Source organism: Mucilaginibacter sp. SMC90 (assembly GCF_022811725.1).
Lineage (GTDB): Bacteria > Bacteroidota > Bacteroidia > Sphingobacteriales > Sphingobacteriaceae > Mucilaginibacter.
The window spans coordinates 6,479,342-6,503,679 of record NZ_CP094527.1; the positions used below are offsets into that span (position 1 = coordinate 6,479,342).

Consider the following 24,338-nt stretch of genomic DNA (forward strand, 5'->3'; position numbering starts at 1 on the left):
TCATTACTACTATTATGCGGATAGAAGACGAAATACAAAGTACCAATTTTGAAGATGCCTACCACAAAGTGGCCATTAACGTGGCGTACACGCAAGGTTGGTTGGCTAACTACTTCCGTTGTCACTTTGAAAAACATAATATTACCCAGCAACAGTTTAATATACTGAGGATATTACGCGGCCAATACCCCAAGCCAGCTACTATCAACTTGCTGAAGGAGCGGATGATCGATAAAATGTCGGATGCATCGCGCATTGTTGACCGTTTGGTTCAAAAGGGGCTGGTTTCACGATGTACCAATAATAAAGACAGGCGCGCGGTTGATATCCGTATCAGCGATGAAGGACTTGCAACCCTTTCAAAAATGGATTCCGAGTTTAAAACCAAAGAGATACTGAGCAATAACCTCACTGAGGATGAAGCTTCAACCCTAAGTGACCTATTGGACAAAATGCGGGGATAAGCTTGAGAGGCGAAATAAATTGTATTTTTACAATGTTATAGTTAATCAAAAATGGTGGATCGAGTTTATCTTAGTGAAGTACAGCTATCGGGATATAAAACAATTTATGACGTTCATGTCGATTTCAATCCTGGATTGAATATTATCATCGGAAAAAATGGTGCCGGTAAAACTAATTTTCTTAATTTTCTAAATATTGCATTAAAGAGAGATTATAAAAAAATTTTAAACTATAAAACTTCGCTTACATTCAAAGCAGCAAAAGGAACCCTTGAAGTATCTTCCGAGAAACAATCAAACTTCAAAGAAACATCAAGACAAGATTTCATAGATTCATTGAACGATGATTCGTCAGAAACAAGAGCTGTATTAACGCTACCGGATGGTTCACAACTGGCTGATGATGAAAACATATCGGTTTTCCTACGAAAACAAAATTTTGATATAGGTAAAATCGTAATTCCTCACGGCATAAGAACTGGAAAAGATAATAGGATAATAGATTACCCTTATTCGTTTACCTACGCTTATACTAAGATTCATAATTCATCCTTACTAACGGATTTCCTTGACGATGATAATTCATACTTTTTTAAGTCAGTTGCATCGACAATTTATTTTGCAATGATAGATAACTTGGGGGAAGACTTTGATGAAAACATTGAAACATCTTTTGAAGAAGCAAAGCTAAAAGAGATTATTCTTAAAACATTTAGAGAAATTGAGGAGTGTCTGAATGAGACCCTTTCCAACTATCTTCCCATTGAAGAAATTAAATTTAATGAGTCTTTTTCCATATATCATGATAGTATAACGAAAAACATCAAAATTGAAAACACTTATTTAGAATATAAGGTACAAGGCACGTGGCTGCCCTTTTCGAGTTTATCAGATGGTACCAAAAGGCTATTTTGTATATTTTCAGATTTAATATCTCCCAAATATTTTGACTTAAAAGATGGAGATTTAGGGATGTGGCACAAAGTTGTCTTACTCGAAGAACCTGAGCTTGGGATACACCCCCATCAGTTCCACACTTTAATGACATTCTTGAAAAGCGTTTCGAATGATGTTCAAATTATTCTTACTACTCATTCCCCTGCGGCTTTAGATATAATTACTCCAGAAGGATTAGATATTTTACATATCTGCTCATTCGATATAGAAAAAGGAACACAATTAGTTTCATTGACTAATTCTCAAAAAGATTCTGTCATTCATTATTTAAATAATGAATCTTATCTAAGTGACTATTGGAGGTATTCAGATTTAGAAAGTTAATGAAGAAAATTGGTTTAGTGGGAGAAGCTCCTCATGACACACGGTGCATTGAGGTTGTTCTAAGTAAGATATTCCCTGATTTTACATATTTAACTTTATTAAATAATATTCATGGCTCTCAATTAGACCAACAGCAACCTACCAAACGTCTATTACGAATAGAATATGAATTAAAGAAGCCCGATTTAGTTGTAATTATTAGGGACTTAGACAGTTTACATTCTGATAGAAACAAGAAAAAACAACGACTCGAAATTTTTAATGCATTCAAGTCAATCGTCGACAAAAAAGCAATTTTCTTGCTAAATATTTATGAAATAGAAGCGCTTATTTTAGCTGATATCGAAAAGTTCGGCTCTTTATATAACTGCGCTGTCCCTGAGTATGATGATCCATCTGGAGTTATTGACCCCAAAGGCGAATTAAAAAAAATCTCTAAGAGATACAATGAAGTTAAAAATCTTGAATTATTTCATCTTTTGGATATCGATAAATTAATTGCAAAATGTTCCTATTTCAAAGATTTTTTAAAAAAGTTTGAAAAGGCTGTCGCTTAGCAACTTATTGATCGTCAATAACTCACTCTAAATAACACGAAACGCATCCTTTACAAAAACTTGTACTCATTTATAACGAGTACAAGTTTTAAACAGGGATAGAAAAATAGAGAATACTACGACGCTTTAAACGCCGCTACCTCATCCTTCAATATCGCCAAAACCTCCGGTCTCACGTTACCGAAGAAGGACACGCCCATAGCGCCATTTTTCAACGCCACCTGGATGCCGGTGCGGATCTCATCATCACTTTTAAAATCAGATAAATACAGGCCTGCATAAAGCGGGAACCTTCCGGCCAGGAAATGGACGCCTTCGGCTACGGCATTGCCTATCCAGCTTACACCTTCTTTGTAAAAGCCATGGTATATCATGGGGCAAATACCGTCCATGTTCCAGTTTGTCCAGTCCTGCCTTACGTTACGGCGGGCCACTTCGGGTGTTGGGAATACGGCCGCTGTAATTTGTTTTTTATGCTGATGCGCTACGGTAGAAATACCGTTAACTACCCGGGTAATATTGTTATACCTGAACAGGCGCCATGAAAGGCTGGCTTCCGGATATTGGATCTGATCCAGGTCGAGATTATACTCTTCCTTAAATTTGGCTTTACAAACATCGCAATAGCAAAAATCATATTCGGGCAGCTCTTTGGTTTGATCAAGCTTATAATGGTCCCAAAGGTTTACCGGCAGTATTACATCGCAATAGCGTACATAATCCAGATGGATACCATCGATATAATCTTTTGCCAAAATATCATCAACAGTCTTGGTTAAATACTCCTGCACCTCGGGGCGCGACGGGCAAAGCCAGCGATAATACTGTACATAAGGCGGATGATCGGCACATGACTCGCCTTTACGGTTTTTACTGTACCATTCGGGCTTTTCATTCACCAGTTCGGCACGGTTAAAAGTCCACATCCAGCGGTGGGCTTCCAAACCCTTAGCTTTGGCAGCGCGAAAATGACGTTCGCTATCGTTTTCGAAAAATATGCCCGTTATGCCTGATGCTTTGTATGCCGTATAGCGTGCAGCAAGCTCATCATCAGTATCTTTCTGGTTAGGATTGATCCATACCCAGTTTTTCATCGCCTTTTTCTTGCTGCTTTTGGCAGTTTCGACAGCGGCATTGCTTACTAAAGGTAACTGGGCGGCCACGCCAGCCAGTAAACCGGCTTTTAAAAATTCGCGCTTATTCATGGAGTTTAGGGATTTATCAACTGCTGTACCAGGCCATCCTGGTCAATTGTATAGGTTATATTGGTTTTAGTATCAGTAACAGCAACTACAAACTGGCGGGTAGTAGCCTCCAGCTTAAGCTCATTTACATTGCCGGCTACCGTAACTTTATCATCGATGCCTAAACCTTTTAGTGTTGGCAGGTATTCATGATGATCTTTAAACCATTGTTTTTGTTTATAATAAACCAGCCAAAGGTACCTCTTTTGTTGTTCGGCATAAGGCATTTCAAACTTTACATCATTAGCCTCATTGCTGCTGAACAATAAGTATCCCCAACGTTCGGGGAAATGCATATTAATGAGCCCCTGGTTGCTCCATACCCAATTATGCTCCGGCAAATCCCTACCGTTATTATCCTGTAGTTTTACATACTTGCCATTCTGCACCTTAGTATCATACTCCACCCGCGAAAAATTGATGCGCCACATTGTGCCATCTTTTATCACCGACTTGTTAAAGCCCCCGGTAATCGCCTTAAAGGGGATAGCCATTTCAACTGTCCAGCCTTTGTCAATATCTGAAGGATCATTCAGCGTGCCCTGAACTTTCACAGCCGAACGCAATCCATGTGTATCCCAGCCGGTTACCGCAGCACCACCGTTGCGGTAAGGCTTGGTCAAAAACAAATCGAATATGGTATTAAGGGCATTCACCTCAATTTCGAAATATTTGTGTGTGCTGTTAGTAGGATCGATAAAAAGCTCAAAGTCGTTATCCAGGTAAATAATATCATCATGACGGGTAAGTTTAGCCCATACATGCGGGTCTTTGATCCTGGCGGCAACATACAGACAGCTATCGTCCCAAAGCATTTTAACGTTGGTTTGCAATGGTGGCTGCGGCTTAAGGCGGCCTTCAATATCCTGAAAATCCTTAGTCCACGGAGCCTGCTGCCATACAGCATCCTCCACATCGCCATCAATTACAGGCGGCTGTTTTACATGTTTCGCTACATAACTATAAGGCACAGTAAATAAATCCGGAAACTCCTTAAAAACATCCTGCGCCTTTACCAGGCCGGGCAGTATTAACAAAGTTGCGGTTATGCCCGGTTTAATAAATCGGTTAAAGCAGGTGCTTATTGATCTCATTTGCTGCCCAGCGCTAAGATATAATCAAACTCTTCGCGCTTTATTCCCATTACTGACAAGCGCCCCTGCCTTACCAAACCGATATCCTGTAATTTAGGGTCGGCTTTAATTTGCTCAAGCGTTACCGGTGTTTTCAGGGCCTCAACCGGGGCCAGGTCAACAACTACCCAATTGGTATCATCTGTTGTAGGGTCCTGGTAAGCTTCTTTTACTACTTTGGCTATGCCTACAATCTCTTTACCCTCGTTGCTGTGGTAAAATAAAACCAGGTCGCCTTCCTTCATTTCCCTGAGATTGTTACGCGCCTGGTAATTACGCACGCCATCCCAAAAGGTACGACCATCCTTATTAAATTTTCCCCAGCTATATTTAAAGGGCTCACTCTTAACTAACCAATGTTGCATTTGTACGGTATAAATTTTTGTAACGTAAAAATGTAAAAAAGGCGGGAGAAACTGAAATCTGCAATGGGCTATACCGGGTATTGTTACACGGAGATTACGGGTTGGAGTGGTAATGTAGTGGCCGCTTATTTATCATTACTGGTTAACAGCTGCGTTAACCTCTTCGCGTTTTTAGCATTCAGCACATTAGTTAACGGCACAGAGGTATAAACGGCTATTCCCTGCTCATCATCGGGATGAAAGCTCAGCATTAGTTTTACCGTGCGCGACTCCCACATATAAACATCCTGGTAATCATTTGGCTTTGCGGTGAAAGTACCGTACCAATGCAAAAATTTACTGAGCATTTTATACCCCTGGTCGCGATTAAAGAAAACGTAAATGTTAACCACCCTGTTTTCGTAGCTACGTATACAAATATGACTTGCAGTTAGCCCGCCTTCCAGCTCCATTGGTTTATCGGGGTGGTATTCATAAGTAACACAACTATCAGCATCGGGCTTACTACCCTCGCCGTCAAGATAGGTTAAACCTTGTACCTGCTCGCTGGTGAGCAAATTACCAAGGGTAAATCCACCAATGCCATTGCTGGCTTTCAAATATGCCAGCGAACCGGCTTTTCCTGATTGCGAAAAACCCGGCGAATGTAAACACATGATGATCAAAAGCCCTGTAAATACCCTGTAGGGCAAATAACAAAAAAACTTAGCTTTCATATCCCCCTCCCCTGTTTTACGTTGGTTAAACAAGCGCCATTACTGACGCTTAAAATATTGCGTAAAACGAATTTGAAGAAATAATCAGCTGATTATCAAACAACAAGAACGATTGTATAACAAATTGAGCTGCCTTTACACTTTATTGCACAGATATTTGTTTACTTTTTTCGCAGGAATGTATAAGGAAATGCAAAAAATTAAAATGCTAATCGGTTAGCATATAGCCCTTAAGTTCATCCTGTAATGCCACGGCCTGGGCAATTAAGGTTTTATCTTTAATATATTGTTCAAAAGCAACATCCGGGCCGATCAGATTTTCTTTAAAAATATCTTTAAATCTCGAATATTTTAATGCCAGGTTCCACTTGTCCCTGAGGTATTCAAAAACCTGTGCATCTTCGTTCTTTAACATCGAATAATTGACAACTACATAGGCATCGCGCGAGAGCGTTTTTATGCACTTCAGGATATCCTGATTGTAAGCAATCCATACCTTCAAATATTCAGTTGCCTGATCATTGTAGAACTTTACCATCCGGCGGGATCGTCTGAATTGCTGCCACACCAGCCTCGAAAAGTATTTTCGTGCCATGTATTTATTATCCACCCATTTAAATTCACGCCGTAAAAGTGAGCTTACTACCGATTGATAATCGCGCAGGATGACCAGGTAGCAGGCATCGGGCAGTAATTCTTTGTAAACATCCAGAAACAGGCAGGTCCGTGGGTCCTTCCAGCCCCATTGGTCGTATAACTGCTGCTTAACCTTAATTACGCTTCTAAGCTTTTCCTTTTCGTAAACGGTAAACTGTGCCACATGCCCAACCGTGAGCCCGCTTGTAGGCAGGTTATGATCAGCAAGGATCTCCTCGTGCATTTTTAAAAATTCAATATCCTCAAAATGCCCTTCAATATTGCCGTTGCCGCCAGGGACAAGCCTTTCGCCTGTTTGCAGGCCGCATTTAGTTAGCCATTGGGTAATAAGCGAGGTGCCGGAACGATGCATTCCGGTAATGATGAGTACTCTTTTTTGCATAAATCAATTATAAGCGTCCGTTTTTGTCAGGAGTAGCTTGGTATCTTATTTATCTGCCTAACAGGATGCAGATTATTTATAATATAATAGAGCAGTGAAGAGGTGCTTTGTTGTATGGTATAATTGCTGGTATCAAGGTACAAGTCGGGGTTGATGGGCACTTCAAACCTATCGTTAATACCAGTAAGGTTAGTGAGCTTATCCGGATGCCCATCTGGCAGCAATGCCCTTTTATACAGGCCCTTGGTATCGCGGCTTATCAGTTTGTTCACCGGGCAATCTATATGAACAATATTTACATGATCATATTTTTCGGCAAGTTCCTGCCTAATTTCATCGTAAGGGTTTATGGCACTAACTATGGTTACAATGCCTTGTGCGCTGAAACGGCTGGCCACAAATCCCAGCCGACGGATGTTTTCGTTTCTGTCTTCTTTACTGAAGCCCAGATCGCGGCAAAGTGCTGCACGGTATTCGTCACCGTCAATAATCTCGATTTTAATACCGAGGCTTGTTAATTCGGCGGCTACACTTCTTGCCAAAGTAGTTTTTCCCGCACCCGATAATCCGCAAAATAAAAGTATCATGACCTTAATTTTTATTTAGTATGCTTTATTGATCAGCTTAACACGTGCTTAGGATGAGTGAACTTAGGAAATTAATTGGCAGGTGAATTTTGTTACATTGTAAATAATCAATTACATGTAAACCGGCACACTATGAAGTCAGGACAAAAACCTAACAATACCGGCCAAAAATGAAGTTTTAATGAATAAGTGTACGTGTACGGTCAAACACTAACCAACGCTACAGTTAACAAAAATGTTACATTATTTAATTTATTAGAAATGATTTTGGAGATTATTTGACTATCCTGTTTTACTGTATCTTTACAGCAAGCTTAAGAACCTATCACAATAAACATGAACGAGTTTTCACTTAGCGGAGGTGCCTATATAGGTAATACCAAAGCTTCTAAACCTTTCGCAACTTTAAAAGTTACTTCCGAAGTATTGCAGATCAGCGTTGGCTTTATAGGCCAGTATTATTTTAATGCCGGCAACATTATTGAAATTGAATCCGCATCCACATTAGGCGGCCATGGTATCAGGATAATACACAACGTACCATCATATCCTAAAAATGTTACGTTTACAACCGGTACGCCCTATTATAACGTTATCGAAAACATCAAAGCAACCGGTTTTTTTGATAAAACTGCACAAAATCAAATACAGGCCTACCAGGTTGAAAAAATGCAGAAACAAGGCAGGATACCGTTTAAAACAACAGCATTAATTGTATTTATCTTAGGATGGAATATTCCTTTGTTTGCCGGCTTTATAAAAGGAGGTATCAATTTTGCCGCAAGTTATTCGATCGTGTCATTCCTGTTTGTTTTTTTGAGCGCTGTACTGATACTTTTTTCACCACCTTTCAGAACATTGGTATTGAAAGAGGGCAGGGAAATCAACGACATGAAAAAATCCTTATATTTCTTATTACTTATTGTTACAATTGGCGGCATCATGTTTAATGTAATAAACAGGGCACCCTTTAATAAATAAGTAAGGTACTATTCAGCATCTTCATTAACGGGGGCTTCTTTATCAGGCATAAAAAGCAAAACCAGCGAGCTTATTTGCAAAACGTCGATTATTATGACAATAAAACCCGCATAAATATTTGTTTTAAAGGTTGAGGGAAGGCTTAAAAGATCGGGGGTTATAGTTAAGATCAATAAAAGCAACAGCACCCATTTAGCCCACTTGTGTCCCTGCCTGATAAAAAGGGCCAGTATAAGTAAAATGCCAAGGGCAATGCAGGTAGCTATGGCAAAGTTAAAGGAGGCCGCCCCTCCGCCGTTCAAATAATAATAAACTAAATACAAAACTGCCGAAATGCGGATCAGCGTGGATGCCGCACTTGCTTTTGATTGTGGTGATAGGGCCATAACAGGTTAAAGAGAATTGGTATTAATGTAATATCTTAAACATCAGCTCCTTCATCAGCTCGCCATGGGGCGCATTTGATTCAACACCTTTGCTTTTCAGATCATACTCACGCAGATAGCTGATCACCTGGAAAATTTTACCAAGCGGATAGTTACGGGCAGCCTGCTCATAATCTTTAATAAAGTATGGGTTAACGCCCATTTCCTTAGCCAGATTTTGCGGGGTTTTGTCTTTTACGTAGTGGTACACCAGCACCTTGCTGAAAAAATTGTTCAGATTGCCCAATACCAGTACAATAGGGTTTGATTTTGGGTTAGCCTCAAAGTAATTGATGATCTGGTTTACCTTATAAGCATCTTTTTTGGTAAGCGCGGTTTGCAGCTCAAATACATTATATTCTTTGCTTATACCTATATTATCCTGAATATGCTTTAGTGTGATCTCCTGCCCGGCGCTAACGTTCAGCATCAGTTTTTCAAGTTCGTTGGCAATTTTGGCAAGGTCATTACCCAGGTACTCGGCAATCATAGCCGATCCCTGCTGGTTCATCTTATAACCTTTATCGCTTACGTAGCCCTCAACCCAGGCTGGCACTTTATTATCATACAAAGTGGCCGATTCAAAGATGAGCCCTTTCTTTTCGATAGCCTTGTACGTTTTCTTACGTTTATCAAACTTGCCATATTTATAACAGAAAACAAGAATAGTGCTTGGCAATGGATTTTCCAGATAACTCAGCACCGGGTCAATGCTCTTTTTGTTATCATCCTCTTTGCCCCATTTCATATCCTGGGCTTCTTTAACCAGCACAACCTGATAATCGGCCATCATAGGATAACGCTTGGCAGCATTAAGTACGGTCATGATATCGGTATCCTTGCCGTAAACTACGGTTTGGTTAAAGCCGCGCTCATGCTCAGGCAACACGCTATGCTCAACATAATTACTCACCAGATCAATAAAATAAGGCTCCTCCCCATGCAACAGGTACAGCGGTTTAAACTTACGGTTCTTAAGGTCCTTGATTATCTCGGCAGCAGTCATATTTCGCAGTCAAAAGTACTAAGTGGAAAGTCAAAAGTGGAATGTATTTTTATTTAACGGATGCCCAATGATATATTTACTAATTTTGAAGCCAGACTCAAGACCCATAACTTTCGACTTAAGACTGCGCAAAAATGCTCCAACCGCTTAATCTACCCCCTCACCCCTTTAAAATAAGCGACGATAACGGCACATTGACCCTTTTTGATGAGATCCGCAAAAAAAACATCATCATTACACCCGAAGAATGGGTACGTCAGCATTTTGTACAATATCTTATTAAACAAAAAAACTATCCCCGCTCGTTAATTAAACTGGAAGGCGGCCTTAAGCTAAATACCCTGCAAAAGCGAACCGATATCGTGGTTTTTAATTCTGTTGGTCAACGCATTTTAATGGTTGAATGCAAAGCCCCTTCAGTAACTATCGATCAAAAAACCTTCGACCAGATTGCCCGGTATAACATGGTTCATAAAGTATCCCTGCTGGCCGTAAGCAACGGCCTGCAACATTACTATTGCACCATTGATCATGAAAAATGCACTTACCAGTTTATTGAGGAACTGCCGGTGTATGTTAAGGGGTAAATTCTTAACGTTTTATATATTCTGTTTGAAACACGGGGCACCTACGGAGCCCTAAGTTCTTGATCTTGTCATCCTATAAACACGTGACTCCTATTGGAGTCCTCAGCAGATCGATTAGATATAGAAGAATGACCAACGTATTAACTCCGTAGGAGTATCGTGTTTATAGTTTATAATAAAAGTTAAGGCTCCGTAGGTGCCTCGTATAAACTTTTAGCAAAGCCACAGCACCTATCAATAAAATGTTATGATAACAGTTATTTATTCCCTATTTTGGGCGTTCATAACCCTGTCAATTATAACATCCTACTCATGAAAATTTACAGCAAGGCAATTGCGCTGGTTTCCATGCTCATAGCAGGCAGCAGCATAGCATCTGCACAGGAGGCGAAACTCCCAACACAATGGACAAACGCCGCCATGCAAGCCAGGATACCTCTGTCAGAATATCCAAGGCCCCAGCTACAACGTAACGATTGGCTTTGCCTTAACGGGCATTGGGACTACCGCGGCGGTAAAAGCGCCCCTAATGCATTGAACCCCGAAACACCTGCCTCGTTTGAAGACAAGCCAGATCAGATACTGGTGCCCTACTGTCCCGAGTCTGTATTATCAGGCGTGCAACGCAACCAGGAAATCAACATGTGGTACCGGCGAAGCTTTGAGATCCCGGCAAAATGGCAAAACAAACAAGTCATCGTTCATTTTGGAGCAGTTGACCACGACGCTACCGTTTTTATAAACGGGAAAAAAGCAGGCTCACACTCGGGTGGTTATGATTCATTCAGCTTTAACATTACCCCGTACCTTAAAGAGGGAAGCAATACCATTATTGTTGCCGCCAAAGATCCTAACGATGGCAAAACCCCATCAGGTAAAAACGGTCCGCGCGGCGATTATACTTTTTCCTCGGGCATCTGGCAAACTGTTTGGCTGGAGCCTGTGAGCAAATCATACATCAAAAACATCCGCCTGTTACCCGATTTGGAGGGTAAACGTCTTAAAGTTTTTGTAAATGCCGAGGGAGCCGGCAAAATCAAGGCAGTTGCCTTAAACAACGGTAAAGAGGTTTCGCAGGTTAGCGCCGCCGGAGGGTCCTATTTTTATCTGCCCATTGATAATCCTGTTTTATGGACGCCTGATTTTCCGTTTTTGTATGATCTGAAACTTACGCTTTATAATGCCGATGGTAGCGAAGCCGACGAAGTTAAAAGCTATTTCGGGATGCGCGATATAAAACTGGGTAAACTTAACGGTGTAATACGTCCGCTTATTAACGGCAAATTCATCATGCAGCTTGGTTTGCTTGACCAGGGTTACTGGCCCGATGGCGTGTTAACCGCACCAACTGAAGAAGCTCTTAAATTTGATATTGAATACACCAAAAAAGCGGGCTACAACCTGATCCGCAAACATATGAAGACCGAGCCTCAGCGTTTTTATTACTGGGCCGATAAAATGGGACTACTGGTTTGGCAGGATATGCCTGCTATATGGTATCAAAATGAAGATACTACCCAAAACAGGAAGGTTTACCCCAAAGAGCTTAAAGCTATAATTGACGATCATTATAACTCGCCCTCCATCATAACCTGGGTACCTTTCAACGAAAACTGGGGTGCCTTTGATGTAAAAAACATTACCAATTGGGTTAAAAAATACGACCCTTCGCGGTTGGTTAACGGCAACTCGGGTTTTAACAATAATCCCAGTTACCAAAAACCGTACGGCGACCCGGGTAACGGCGATTATGTGGATACGCATATTTACGTAGGCCCGTACGGAGCATCTGTTCCCGATAGTCGCCGGGCAGCTTCACTTGGCGAATTTGGCGGCGTGGGCCTGTTTGTGCGTGGCCATATGTGGCCGGTGCATAACAATGCTTATGACTACGAGCCAACAAAAGCCCGGCTTACCGACCGTTATGTTTTTTTATTAGATGAAGTAGAGCAGCTTATGAAATATAAAGGATTAAGCGTTGCCATATACACCCAAACCACCGATGTTGAACACGAAGTAAACGGCGTATTAACCTACGACAGGGCCGTTGAAAAAATGGAAATTGAACGGGTTAGGGAAGTGAACCAGGCGGTGATTAAAGAAGGTGTTAAGTTGAATAAGTAGAAAATTAATGCCATGTCATTGCGAGGAGCGGCATGGGCAAAAGCATTTGGGGCGACGTGGCAATCCCGTAGCTATACAGGGCGGACATGCATAGGCTACGAGATTGCCGCGCTATGCTCGCAATGACATTTTTTATTTAAAAACAGAGATAAGTTGACCTTCCAAACACATATATTGTTGTCACCAACAACTCTACACCATTCAATAACGATGTGGAATGTAGTTCATAACGTGTTTACAGAAACAAAAGAGAATTATGGTCGTTGGTGACAACACCAACAACGGCGTAGATTTAAATACAACCAAGCTCAAATCACCTTTTTCAAAGCATAATTATTAAGCTTTTCCAGCAGGTCATCTGGTTTAAATGGTTTGGATACATAATCGTTCATGCCGGCTTCGTATACTTGTTCTTTGATATCAAAGAGTGCGGAAGCTGTAAGTGCGATGATAGGTACGCCTGATTTTTTAGGATCGGCCATTTTACGGATCTCTTTAGATGCATCAAAGCCGTTCATTACCGGCATCTGGAGGTCCATCAATATAATATCAAAATTGCCATATTGCATAAACTCAACAGCCCGTTCGCCATTTTCGGCAATGGTTGGGTTGATGCTCCACTTACTCAGCAGTTTTTTCATCAGCATCACGTTAACCATATTATCTTCGGCAATAAGTACCCGTAAACAGGCCAATGGGCTTTCTGCAGGCTGCTTGGTTTCGGGGACGGCCACTACCTCAGGTAATACTTCTGTTGATACGGGGAACTCCATGTGAAATGAAAATTCAGATCCGTGCCCAATCATGCTGTTAACGGTTATTTGCAGGTCCTGCAGCTCAAGCAAACGTTTAACTATAGCCAAACCAAGCCCCGTACCTCCATATTCGCGCGTGGTGGCTAATGACTCCTGTGTAAATGGTTCAAATATGTTTTTGAGATTTTCTTTTTCAATGCCGATACCTGTATCCCTCACCGAAAAGTTTACCGTAACGGTATTATGCCTGTCTTCCACACAAGTAACCCGCACCCAAATATTTCCTTGCGGTGTAAATTTTATAGCGTTGCTAACCAGGTTAAAAATGATTTGGGTTATACGGGTAGGATCACCAAAAAGCACTTTATTTTTCAGCGAACTATCAACGTCGAGCTTAAAAAGTAATCCTTTTTCTTCGGCTTTTAGCATCTGTCCGCCGCAGATATTGTTCATGAGCTCAATCAGGTTAAAGCGGATATTTTCAAATACTACTTTTCCCGATTCAATCTTGCTAAAGTCAAGCACATCATTAACTATGGCAAGCAGGTTATTGGCCGAAAACTTCAAAACCTCAAGGTTTTCCCGCTGATCGGGCCGCGGGCCACTCATCATCAGCAAATTACTCATTCCAATAACGGCGTTTAACGGCGTACGGATTTCATGCGACATGGTTGACAAAAACTCGGATTTGGCCTGCGCCGATTTTTCTGCCTTTTCAATAGCCGTTTCCATCTTATTGTAAAGCCGGGCCTGCTCCTTACTGCTATCCTTAAGGTGCCTGATGTTTTTTAAAAAAGCTGTATAAAAATGACTGTGGATAAAAATCAATAATATGAAGTTGGCAAACAGGCTGATAATGATGGTAGACTGGTCGATTTTATTAGGTTTTATACCAATAACATACCCGCTGTGATATTCAATGATCATAAATACCAAAACCGGCACCATATTAAGCAGCGAATAGATAAGTCCCCACTGCTGCCCAAGCATGTAATAGCTAAACGCTATAACAATAATAATTACCTGTACGGTAATGATGTTTACCGTTTGCATGGAAACATACACCAGGCTGGCATTAACAAGGGTACCAACAATGAGTAAAGCATGTGCTGCGCCACGCCAATCGGGCCGCCAGGTTAAATATTTAAATAACACAACCACCGATGCCATCAAAAACAGGGCAGTGTATGCAAGCATCTTTTGGTTTTGGAAATAAACGCTTAGGTAAAGCGTACCGAGGGCAACAAAAATAAGGAAGAACCCATAATACAATAAACGGATCCGGGCCTGATCAAGAAACGATTGCTCCTTAGACAGGATTTTATAAATTGATAAGTTAAAAAAACTTACTTTATTACTCATATTCAGAACTTAACATTGGCCCTGCAATTTGAACAAGCTACCGCACAGCAATCAAAATACTGTAGGGTAGCTTGTTATGCAAAGTCCGTAAGTTCTGCAATTAGCAAGCCAAAGCTGCTAAGTTATCTTCAATGATGGCTAATTTAGCTTCGGCATCGGCCTTTTTCTTTTGCTCAACCTCAATAACCTCAGGTTTTGCATTAGCCATGAACCGTTCATTGCCCAATTTTGCATTAACCGATTTAAGGAAACCTAACAGGTATTCCTGTTCTTTTTTCAATCTTGCGCACTCGGCAACCGGGTCAATTTCTTCATTGAAAGGAATATAAAATTCATCGGTTGAAGCCAGGAAATTAATAGCGCCATCAACTTTATCAGTTACAGTTTCAAACTTGCTGATGTTACCAAGCCTGGTAATAATGGCCTGATATTGGCTATACTCAATACCAGAGTTTGATTTTACAAATAATTCAAGCGGTTCTTTATCCGATATTTGTTTTGTTTTACGAGTATTCCTGATAGAAGTAACAATATCTTTTACTATCTCAACCTCAGTTAATAAGCGTGAATTTATTTCCCCAATAACGGGCAATTGTGCTACAATACAGCAATCCGTTTCGGTACGTTCGCCAAACAATTCATCATGCCATAACTCTTCGGTAAGGAAAGGCATAAAAGGATGTAACATCTTTAAAACATTTTCGAAAAATTGAATCGTAGCCGTATAAGTTGCTTTATCAATTGGATGCTGATAAGCAGGTTTGATCATTTCCAGGTACCACGCACAAAAATCATCCCATACCAGCTTATAAGTGTCCATTAAAGCCTCTGATAAGCGGTACTGGGCAAAGTTGGCTTCAATTTCTGCAAGCGCCTGGTTAAACCTGTTACCAAACCATTCAATGGCTACCACATTAGGGTTAGCAAGACTTTCATCTACCTCCCAGCCTTTTACCAGTTTAAAGGCATTCCATATTTTGTTGGCAAATCCGGCCCCCTGTTTACAATAGCTTTCATCAAACATTAAGTCGTTACCGGCAGGCGAGCATAATAACATGCCCACACGTACACCATCAGCACCATATTGAGTTATAAGATCAAGCGGATCAGGTGAATTACCTAATTGCTTCGACATTTTACGGCCAAGTTTATCCCTCACTATACCAGTAAGATATACGTTCCTGAAAGGTACCTCGCCCCTAAACTCATGACCAGCCATGATCATCCTGGCTACCCAGAAAAATAAAATTTCGGGAGCTGTAACCAGGTCGTTGGTTGGGTAATAATAGTTGATATCGGCATTGTTAGGGTCTTTAAAACCATCAAATACCGATATTGGCCATAGCCATGACGAAAACCAGGTATCAACCACGTCCTCGTCTTGTCTTAGATCAGCAGCCGTAAGTTCCGGATTTTTCGCTTGTGCATCTTTCAATGCCTCTTCAGCATTTTTAGCTATCACAAACTCGCCGTTTGGCAGGTACCATGCCGGAATCTGCTGTCCCCACCATAGCTGGCGGCTGATATTCCAGTCCCTTACATTCTCCATCCAGTGGCGGTAGGTGTTCACAAACTTTTCAGGGATCAGTTTGATCTCGCCATTCAGTACATAGTCTAAAGCAGGTTTAGCCATCTCGCCCATCTTGCAAAACCATTGCATAGATAGCTTAGGCTCAATAACAGCATTGGTACGCTCACTGAAACCAACCTGCGATTTATATTCTTCAACTTTTTCCAGTACGCCGGCTTCTTCCAATAGTACTGCTATCTTTTTACGGGCAGCAAAGCGGTCTTCACCAACCAGGATCTGCGCTTTTTCATTCAGCGTGCCGTCGTCATTAAGGATATCGATAACCGGCAGGTTATGACGCTGACCCAGTTCGTAGTCATTTAAATCGTGCGCAGGTGTAACCTTCAAACAGCCGGTACCAAAATCCATGGTTACGTAATTATCCAGTATCACCGGGATCTCACGGTCAATAAGCGGGATATATACCTTTTTACCATGCAGGTGCAGGTAACGCTCGTCATTAGGATTGATACAGATAGCAGCATCAGCCATAATGGTTTCCGGGCGGGTGGTAGCGATGGTCAGGTAGTCGGGAGTCTTAAGTCTTAAATCGGAAGTCAATTCTTGACTTTCTACCTCTGACTTTGGACTTGAGACTTCAGACTCCGGGCTTACAACTTTATACTTAATATAATAAAGCTTTTGGTTAACTTCCTTACGAATAACTTCCTCGTCGCTAACGGCCGTTTTACCCTGCGGGTCCCAGTTGATCATGCGGATACCACGATAGATCAGCCCTTTTTTATACAGGTGGATAAAGGTATCAATTACCGCCTCGCTGAGGTTCTCGTCCATGGTAAATTTGGTACGGTCCCAATCGCATGAGGCACCCAATTTTTTTAGCTGCTCCAGGATAATACCACCGTATTTTTCCTTCCACTCCCAGGCGTAGGTTAAAAACTCTTCGCGGGTAAGGTCTTTTTTGCTGATGCCGCGCTCTTTAAGCATGGCAACAACTTTAGCTTCGGTAGCAATACTGGCGTGGTCGGTACCGGGAACCCAGCAGGCATTTTTGCCTTTCATACGGGCACGGCGAACCAGCACATCCTGTATGGTATTGTTAAGCATGTGCCCCATGTGCAAAACCCCGGTAACATTTGGCGGCGGAATGACTATTGTATAAGGCTCGCGCTCATCAGGCACCGACTTAAAAAAGCCGTGCTGCAACCAGTAACTGTACCATTTTTCTTCGGTTTCTTTAGGGATATATGTTTTAGCAATACTCATAACGCGCAAAAATACGATACTTAGCGGTTCATAGCCAAAGGTTAGGGGATTTTTTTGGGAATATAGTTGATGGTTAATAGTTGATGGATCATAAATGACGGTTTTGATCCGATAGTTTTTTATCGGACAAGAGCGCAGGCCGCATTAGGGATGGTAGCGAATACCGGCCAACGCTTTGTCTGAACCTTGATTAAACGGATTAATGGATTACCAGGATTTTTGTTCTACGAATTGTCGTTGCATGCTCCATCACTTACATACCATCCAACCCAAACCATGATCTATCAACTATCAACCATGAACCCTTCCCCTACTCCCACAATATTTTTACAATTAACCAGTTATTATATATGTAACATTCAAATTGTCATGAAAACAATACCCTTGCATCGTTTCTGGCTTGATATTTTGAAAAAAACAAAACTCGACGCCATCATCAACTGGTTCAATCACTAACGGCCTGCCCCCGGCCATTTTTGCTTAATACCTGTTATTTATTAACTTTAATTTTTAAGTATTGACATGAAATTAAAGTTTAACTATTTATTACTGGCTGCCAGTCTTGGTATGTCGGTAAATGTTTTCGCTGCTGAAGGGCCTAAACCCGTAAAAGCCAGGCATAAACACTCCGCGCCACCTCAAAAATTTATCGATCCCGCCAATATGGACCTGAGCGTAAAGCCCGGCGACGACTTTTTTGAATACGCCAACGGCGGCTGGTTAAAACAAAACGGCATTCCGGCCAAAGAAACCCGCTGGGGAAGTTTCAACATTTTGAGGCAGGAAAATACTGATAAACTTATCGGGCTGCTGAACGAGGTAAGCAAAACATCAGCATCGCAGCCAAAGGGCAGCCTTAAACAGCGTGTGGGCGATCTGTATGCCAGCGGCATGGATAGCTTAACCATCGAAAAACGTGGTTTTGATCCTATAAAAGCCGATCTGCAGCGTATCGATAAGATAAAAACCCTTGATGATTTTATTAACGAACTGGTTTATGAACGCGTTAACGGTATCAGCTCTCCGATTTTCAGGTCGGGCGTTGACCAGGACGACAAGAACGTAAACAAATATGTAATAAGCCTTAACCAGGGCGGCACAACCCTGCCCGACAGGGATTATTACCTGAAAAATGATGCGCGCTCAAAAAAAGCACAGGATGCTTTGAAAACGCTCATCACCACTTTATTCACCCTTAGCGGAAGCAGCGCCGATGACGCAGCTAAAAATGCAGCTATAGTTTACGACCTGGAATATACCTGGGCCAAAGCCCAATTGAGCCGTGTAGCCATGCGCGATCCGCATGTTACTTATAACAAGTTCCTCGTTACCGATTTTGAAAAACAAACTCCACACTTAAAATGGTCTAAAATATTGCCGGCCCTTAATATGGGCGGTCAGGATAGTATCATTGTAGGCCAGCCATCATTTTTCAAAGCCGTCGATTCTACATTTGCCGGCACTCCCATTGCCAAATGGAGGGTTTACCTGCGCTGGAACATTTTAAGAGGATCGGCAAGTGCCTTAAGCTCCGATTTTGTTAATGCAAGCTTTGCTTACAGCAGTGCGCTAAGCGGTCAAAAGGTACAAACCCCGCGTACCGAGCGCATGAGCGCCCTTGTTGATGGCTACCTTGGCGAATTACTGGGCCAGCTTTTTGTTGAAAAATACTTTACTCCGGCGGCTAAACAATACATGGTTGATTTGGTGAACAACCTTAAGGAAACCCTTGGCGACCGCATTAAACGCCTTGACTGGATGAGCCCTGCTACCAAAGAGCGTGCACTAAAAAAATTAAATGCCTTTACTGTAAAAATAGGTTACCCCGATAACTGGGAAAAATATGAAGGTATCGTAATTAACCGCGACGATTACTTTGGCAACCTGCGTGCTGTTGGCAAATGGCGCTACAATTTCAATGTAACCCGCTTAGGCAAACCGGTTGATAAAACCCGCTGGGGAATGACACCGCCTACTGTTAACGCATATTATAACCCAACCAATAACGAGATCGTGTTTCCGGCAGGCATCCTGCAGTTCCCGTTCTTTGATTTCAAAGCCGACGATGCTGTTAATTACGGCGGTATCGGCGCTGTAATTGGCCACGAAATGACCCACGGTTTTGACGACCAGGGCCGCCAATATGATGCCGACGGTACCCTGCGCGACTGGTGGACCAAAGATGATGCTGATAAATTTAAATTGCGTGCCGACCAGGTTGTTAAGCAGTATGACGCTTTTACAGTTGTGGATACCCTGCATGTAAATGGTAAACTTACCCTTGGTGAAAACCTTGCCGACCTCGGCGGTTTAAATATTGCTTATGAGGCTTTCAGCAAAACCAAGCAAGGCCAGTCGGCAAATAGCATTGATGGCTTTACGCCCGATCAGCGTTTCTTTTTGTCATGGGCCCAGGTATGGCGTGCATCGCAAACGCCTGAATCGGCTGCACAAAGGATCCTGACAGATCCGCACTCGCCCGAACACTTCCGCACCAATGCGCCAATTACCAATATGAATGCCTGGTACAAGGCTTTTGATATTAAACCCGGCGATAAAATGTATAAAAAACCAGAAGACAGAACTAAGATCTGGTAATTACACTTTTTTTATAATGACAGGCCCGGTTGTAAACCGGGCCTGTTTTGTTTGGTAGTTATTGGCATAAATCCTCCCTGCTTATGGCTCAAAAACGCCTGCATCATATTGTAATTTCATGATAACTTTATGGTATAAACCTGTTAACACCAATGAAAACAATATTTGATAAAGAAACCCGCGATGGTCTGATAACCCGAATCAATGCGGTTAATGAAAACAGCCAGCCGCAATGGGGTAAAATGAATGTTTATCAAATGCTTAAACACTGTACCCTGTCTGACGAGATGTACCTGGGTATCACCCATTATAAACGCGCGTTTATTGGCAGGCTATTTGGAAAAGTGGCATTGAAAAGTATGCTCAAGGATGATAGCCCCTTAGCAAAAAATAACCCTACTGTTCCGCAGTGCAAGGTAACTGAAGAAAGCGGCGACATATAAGCCCAGAAAAAACAGTGGATTGAACTTGTAGAAGAATATGGCAAGACTCCCAAGACCGATTTTGAACATACTTTTTTCGGAAAAATGACCAGGGAACAGATGGGGCAATTAGCTTATAAACATGTTGACCATCATTTGAGGCAGTTTAATAATTAAGGCTAAATCATGCCGAAAAGTTTTCATTGAAAACTCTTTACTAATCGTTTTCCGATCTGCACCTATGAACCAGCTTCACAGAGTTTACACAAAAACAACCAATATTTACACCACATAAACATTGCACGAATAAAACATATTGCCTAAGCATTATCTTTGCAGGCAAAATATGATCATTCAGCAATTTTACGATAAAGGCCTGGCGCACGGTTCATATGCCGTGATCCGTACGGGCAAAATGATAGTTATTGACCCGGCCCGTAATCCGCAGCCTTATTATGATTTTGCGGCACAGCACGATGCCGATATTGTTGGGGTTATTGAAACCCACCCGCATGCAGATTTTGTAAGCTCGCACCTTGAAATTCATCAAACCACTGGTGCTGTTATTTATTGCAGCAAACTTACCGGTGCAGCATACCCGCATGAAACTTTTGATGACGGCGACGTTATCCAGCTTAACGATATCAAGCTAAAGGCCATTAATACCCCAGGCCACTCGCCCGATTCTATCTGTATTTTACTGGTAGATGAAGAAGGTCGCGAAACAGCGATCTTTACCGGCGATACATTATTTGTTGGTGATGTTGGCCGCCCAGACTTACGCGAAAACGTGGGTAACATCACCGCAAAAAAAGAGGAGCTTGCGCGCCAGATGTTTCAAAGCACCCGTCAAAAAATCATGACGCTGCCCAAAAGCGTAGTGGTTTATCCCGCCCATGGGCCCGGTTCGTTATGTGGTAAAAGCATGAGCCCCGACCTGGAGAGCACCATAGGCCGTGAACTGCGCGAAAATTATGCTTTGCAGCTGATGGATGAGCTGGAGTTTGTTAAAACCCTTACTACCGATCAGCCTTTTATGCCAAAATATTTTGGCCGCGATGTAGAGTTGAATAAAAACGGCGTATCGGGATTTGAAGATAGTATAGCAGCCGTACCGCATATTGACGCAAACAGCTCCTTGGAAAAAGGCATCCTGGTTATTGATGCCCGCCCGAAAGCGCAATTCAGAAGCGGACATTTGAACCGCGCTATAAACCTGCAGGATGGCGAAAAATTTGAAACCTGGCTGGGTTCCATCATCGGCCCGGATGAGCAATTTTACCTCATTGCCGAAAACGACGATAAGCTCGGCACCCTGATAAAAAAAGCAGCCAAAATTGGCTATGAGCAAAATATCAAAGCAGCGTTATTAGCACCTGCCAATGCTAATGCCGCATCGGCCGATCTTGATTTAGACGCATTCAAAGCAAACGAAGATGACTATACCATAGTTGACGTTCGCAATCATGGCGAGGTTGCTGCGGGCAAAGTGTTTAAAAATGCAATCAGTATCCCCTTGCCCGAACTGCGTGAACGCGTTGGTGAAATCCCTGCCGATAAGCCCGTTGTGGTGCATTGCGCAGCTGGCTACCGCTCGGCCGCAGGGGTCAGTATTATTTCTGCTGCTATCGATGCCGTGCCCGTTTATGACCTGGGAGAGGTTGTAACAGAGATGATGAAAGAAGTGCATTAATAAAATATCAAATAACAACGTCATTGCGAGGAACGAAGCAATCCCCTACATACAGGGCGGCCATGACAGCTTCTCTGTATAGTTTGGGATTGCTTCGTTCCTCGCAATGACGCGTTTATATAATAGCGTATACAATAACATCTCATGCCCCAACTAACCATAGTCCCCACTGCCGACGGTTCCAATACCATTTATAACGCCGAAGTAGGCGAGCATTACCACTCGCGCCATGGAGCATTGCAGGAGAGCCTGCACGTATTCGTTAAATCGGGATTACAATATTTTTCAGAACGGAATGACGTCAGCGAGGTGAGCATCCTTGAAGTAGGTTTCGGCACCGGGCTAAATTTTTTATTAACTGCCGATGCATGTAACGGTAAACAAATGAAACTTAATTATACCGGTGTCGAAGCTTACCCTGTAAGTACCGAAATGATAGGCCAAACCGGCTATGAGCAATACATACCCGAACTGCTATGGCAGCAGTTCAACAACAGTTACGTTAAAGCCTTAACCGGCAAAACCGAGATCAACCAGGCTACTAAACTGCATGTCGCTCACAGCAGGCTTTTGGATTTCAAAACGGATGAGCAGTTTGATCTTATTTATTTTGATGCCTTCGCCGCTGCTCATCAACCCGAAATGTGGAACGAAGAAGCCATTGGCCATACCGTTAGCTTTTTAAAACCAGGCGGCGTGTTTGTTACCTATGCCATTACCGGTAACCTGAAACGCATGCTCAAAAGCAAGGGCTTTAAAGTAGAAAAAGCGCCGGGAGCACCAGGCAAACGCGAAATGTTAAGAGCGGTACTATCTGCCTAAATTGCTCATCACCTCATATTTAATGTTTATTTTTGCGGCATAACATCAAATTTATGCCTCTAAAAGCTCCGGAAACTGCACCTACCGCTACCATAGCGTTCAATCGCCTGCTCATCATCATGGACGACCTTCGGGCCAATTGCCCCTGGGATAAAAAGCAAACGCTCGAAAGTCTGCGCCACCTTACCATTGAAGAAACTTACGAACTGAGCGATGCTATATTAGGCGGCGATATGCCCGAAATAAAAAAGGAGATCGGCGATATCATGCTACACCTGGTATTCTACGCCAAAATTGCTTCTGAAACCAATGATTTTGATATCACCGACGTTCTGAACAGTGTTTGCGATAAACTGATCAACCGTCATCCGCATATTTACGGAGATATTGAGGTACAAAATGAAGAGGATGTAAAACGGAACTGGGAACAGATCAAGCTTAAAGAAGGTAATAAATCTGTTTTGGGCGGCGTACCGGCTTCCTTACCGGCATTGGTAAAAGCATCACGCATACAGGAAAAAGCACGCGGCGTTGGGTTCGACTGGGAGGAGAAAAGCCAGGTTTGGGCCAAAGTTGAGGAAGAAATGCAGGAATTTAAAAATGAATTTAATGCCGAAGATGAAAGCACTATCGACCATGAAAGGGCTGAAGCTGAATTTGGCGACCTGCTGTTTTCACTGATCAACTACGCCCGCTTCATCAATATAAACCCTGAAAATGCCCTTGAAAAAACCAATAAAAAATTCATTAAGCGCTTTCAATACCTTGAACTTAAAGCAAAGGAAAACGGTAAACAACTGCATGATATGAGCCTGGCCGAGATGGATATTTTTTGGGACGAGGCAAAAAAACTATAAAATATCACCGGCTGATGTAGCGTTTAGTTAAAAACGTGCGTAATGGTTAAAAATCGATAACGAGATAAGATATGAAACGTAATTTATTTTACCTGCTACCATTATTATTAACATTAGGTGTGGCCTGCTCTCCTAAAAGCGATGTTACTCCTGTACCACAGCCGCAGGGTACTTTCAAAGGCACCTTTGCAGCCTTATTAAAAAAGAGTTCAGGAACCGGTTATGATACTATCAGAGATAGCAACTTTGTTTTGAATTTAACTGCCTCATCATCATTTTCTGTACAGGCAGCAACAGCTCATCACGCCGCAAGCCATGGTGCGTTTGCTTACAATGGCTATTATATCCAATTTAAAGATTCGAGCGCAGTTTCAACCGGCCCCGGAGCAAAGTTTCGCTTAAATGCTGTTTACCAATATGGTTACGATGGTACCCAATTTCAGCTGCTTCGCCAATATGACGGAGGTAACGATACCTTAGCTATACAGTACGTACTCAAAAGGGTTAACTAAATTTTTATTGT

23 protein-coding genes are annotated in these 24,338 nt (G+C 42.2%); 13 read left to right on the forward strand and 10 right to left on the reverse strand.

Translation table 11 applies throughout. The annotated features are described in order from the left end of the window. The first annotated feature begins 14 nt into the window (after positions 1–14). Genes MTO98_RS26865 through MTO98_RS26875 form a run of 3 tightly spaced genes read left to right on the forward strand, consistent with a single transcriptional unit; the run spans position 15 to position 2,302 of the window. Positions 15–464: a MarR family winged helix-turn-helix transcriptional regulator gene (locus MTO98_RS26865; RefSeq protein ID WP_243482069.1), complete on the forward strand. Its 450-nt coding sequence runs from the start codon at positions 15–17 to the stop codon at positions 462–464. 51 nt (positions 465–515) lie between these two features. After that, positions 516–1,745, forward strand: coding sequence for an AAA family ATPase (locus MTO98_RS26870; protein WP_243482070.1), 1,230 nt, complete (start codon positions 516–518; stop codon positions 1,743–1,745). Further along, a complete protein-coding gene (locus MTO98_RS26875; RefSeq protein WP_243482071.1) occupies positions 1,745–2,302 on the forward strand; it encodes a DUF4276 family protein in 558 nt (185 codons plus the stop codon). Before MTO98_RS26870 ends, MTO98_RS26875 begins: the two co-directional genes overlap by 1 nt. Before the next feature lie 116 nt (positions 2,303–2,418). Here the strand turns inward: MTO98_RS26875 and MTO98_RS26880 are convergent, their stop codons facing one another. The 6 genes from MTO98_RS26880 to cysC all read right to left on the reverse strand — a co-directional run bounded on the left by MTO98_RS26880 (position 2,419) and on the right by cysC (position 7,386). Beyond that, positions 2,419–3,507, reverse strand: a complete 1,089-nt coding sequence (locus MTO98_RS26880) for a family 10 glycosylhydrolase (protein ID WP_243482072.1) — start codon at positions 3,505–3,507, stop codon at positions 2,419–2,421. 5 nt (positions 3,508–3,512) lie between these two features. Further along, positions 3,513–4,640 carry a carbohydrate-binding family 9-like protein gene (locus tag MTO98_RS26885; protein ID WP_243482073.1) on the reverse strand — a complete coding sequence of 376 codons (1,128 nt, stop codon included), beginning with the start codon at positions 4,638–4,640 and terminating at the stop codon, positions 3,513–3,515. Beyond that, entirely contained in the window at positions 4,637–5,044 is a 408-nt protein-coding gene (locus tag MTO98_RS26890; protein WP_243482074.1) for an EVE domain-containing protein, read from the reverse strand. The genes MTO98_RS26885 and MTO98_RS26890 overlap by 4 nt, the downstream gene beginning before the upstream one ends. A gap of 125 nt (positions 5,045–5,169) precedes the next feature. Further along, the gene (locus MTO98_RS26895) at positions 5,170–5,760 is read right to left on the reverse strand and encodes a hypothetical protein (RefSeq protein ID WP_243482075.1); all 591 of its coding nucleotides are present in this window, start codon (positions 5,758–5,760) and stop codon (positions 5,170–5,172) included. 208 nt (positions 5,761–5,968) lie between these two features. Then, the gene (locus MTO98_RS26900) at positions 5,969–6,799 is read right to left on the reverse strand and encodes a sulfotransferase (RefSeq protein WP_243482076.1); all 831 of its coding nucleotides are present in this window, start codon (positions 6,797–6,799) and stop codon (positions 5,969–5,971) included. A gap of 26 nt (positions 6,800–6,825) precedes the next feature. After that, entirely contained in the window at positions 6,826–7,386 is a 561-nt protein-coding gene (gene cysC, locus MTO98_RS26905; protein WP_243482077.1) for an adenylyl-sulfate kinase, read from the reverse strand. A 336-nt stretch (positions 7,387–7,722) separates the two neighbouring features. Between cysC and MTO98_RS26910 the strand changes: the two genes are divergently transcribed. Next, the gene (locus tag MTO98_RS26910; RefSeq protein WP_243482078.1) at positions 7,723–8,367 is read left to right on the forward strand and encodes a hypothetical protein; all 645 of its coding nucleotides are present in this window, start codon (positions 7,723–7,725) and stop codon (positions 8,365–8,367) included. A gap of 8 nt (positions 8,368–8,375) precedes the next feature. Here MTO98_RS26910 and MTO98_RS26915 read toward each other — a convergent pair whose 3' ends face one another. Both MTO98_RS26915 and holA read right to left on the reverse strand, forming a co-directional pair. After that, positions 8,376–8,753 (reverse strand): hypothetical protein, encoded by a 378-nt coding sequence (locus tag MTO98_RS26915; RefSeq protein WP_243482079.1) that lies wholly within the window; start codon positions 8,751–8,753, stop codon positions 8,376–8,378. Between the two features lie 22 nt (positions 8,754–8,775). Then, on the reverse strand, positions 8,776–9,798 hold the full coding sequence (gene holA / locus MTO98_RS26920; protein ID WP_243482080.1) for a DNA polymerase III subunit delta: 1,023 nt from the start codon (positions 9,796–9,798) through the stop codon (positions 8,776–8,778). Positions 9,799–9,932: 134 nt separating this feature from the next. Here holA and MTO98_RS26925 point away from each other — a divergent pair, with 134 nt between their 5' ends. Both MTO98_RS26925 and MTO98_RS26930 read left to right on the forward strand, forming a co-directional pair. Continuing rightward, positions 9,933–10,385 carry a type I restriction enzyme HsdR N-terminal domain-containing protein gene (locus MTO98_RS26925; protein WP_243482081.1) on the forward strand — a complete coding sequence of 151 codons (453 nt, stop codon included), beginning with the start codon at positions 9,933–9,935 and terminating at the stop codon, positions 10,383–10,385. Between the two features lie 312 nt (positions 10,386–10,697). Then, entirely contained in the window at positions 10,698–12,509 is a 1,812-nt protein-coding gene (locus MTO98_RS26930) for a glycoside hydrolase family 2 protein (protein ID WP_243482082.1), read from the forward strand. A 308-nt stretch (positions 12,510–12,817) separates the two neighbouring features. Here MTO98_RS26930 and MTO98_RS26935 read toward each other — a convergent pair whose 3' ends face one another. Beyond that, the gene (locus tag MTO98_RS26935) at positions 12,818–14,626 is read right to left on the reverse strand and encodes an ATP-binding protein (RefSeq protein WP_243482083.1); all 1,809 of its coding nucleotides are present in this window, start codon (positions 14,624–14,626) and stop codon (positions 12,818–12,820) included. Positions 14,627–14,726: 100 nt separating this feature from the next. Further along, positions 14,727–17,423 (reverse strand): valine--tRNA ligase, encoded by a 2,697-nt coding sequence (locus MTO98_RS26940; protein WP_243482084.1) that lies wholly within the window; start codon positions 17,421–17,423, stop codon positions 14,727–14,729. 522 nt (positions 17,424–17,945) lie between these two features. On the opposite strand from MTO98_RS26940, the gene MTO98_RS26945 reads away from it, so the two are divergent. The 7 genes from MTO98_RS26945 to MTO98_RS26975 all read left to right on the forward strand — a co-directional run bounded on the left by MTO98_RS26945 (position 17,946) and on the right by MTO98_RS26975 (position 24,327). Further along, complete coding sequence (locus tag MTO98_RS26945; RefSeq protein WP_243482085.1) at positions 17,946–20,021, forward strand: M13 family metallopeptidase; 2,076 nt, start codon at positions 17,946–17,948, stop codon at positions 20,019–20,021. Between the two features lie 152 nt (positions 20,022–20,173). Further along, positions 20,174–20,464: a hypothetical protein gene (locus MTO98_RS26950; protein ID WP_243482086.1), complete on the forward strand. Its 291-nt coding sequence runs from the start codon at positions 20,174–20,176 to the stop codon at positions 20,462–20,464. A gap of 84 nt (positions 20,465–20,548) precedes the next feature. Then, the gene (locus tag MTO98_RS26955; RefSeq protein ID WP_371825437.1) at positions 20,549–20,620 is read left to right on the forward strand and encodes a hypothetical protein; all 72 of its coding nucleotides are present in this window, start codon (positions 20,549–20,551) and stop codon (positions 20,618–20,620) included. A gap of 169 nt (positions 20,621–20,789) precedes the next feature. Then, a complete protein-coding gene (locus MTO98_RS26960) occupies positions 20,790–22,136 on the forward strand; it encodes a rhodanese-like domain-containing protein (RefSeq protein WP_243482087.1) in 1,347 nt (448 codons plus the stop codon). A 144-nt stretch (positions 22,137–22,280) separates the two neighbouring features. Further along, on the forward strand, positions 22,281–22,958 hold the full coding sequence (gene mnmD, locus MTO98_RS26965; protein WP_243482088.1) for a tRNA (5-methylaminomethyl-2-thiouridine)(34)-methyltransferase MnmD: 678 nt from the start codon (positions 22,281–22,283) through the stop codon (positions 22,956–22,958). A gap of 53 nt (positions 22,959–23,011) precedes the next feature. Beyond that, positions 23,012–23,815, forward strand: coding sequence for a nucleoside triphosphate pyrophosphohydrolase (gene mazG, locus MTO98_RS26970; RefSeq protein WP_243482089.1), 804 nt, complete (start codon positions 23,012–23,014; stop codon positions 23,813–23,815). Positions 23,816–23,886: 71 nt separating this feature from the next. Next, positions 23,887–24,327 carry a hypothetical protein gene (locus MTO98_RS26975; RefSeq protein ID WP_243482090.1) on the forward strand — a complete coding sequence of 147 codons (441 nt, stop codon included), beginning with the start codon at positions 23,887–23,889 and terminating at the stop codon, positions 24,325–24,327. Positions 24,328–24,338: the final 11 nt, after the last annotated feature.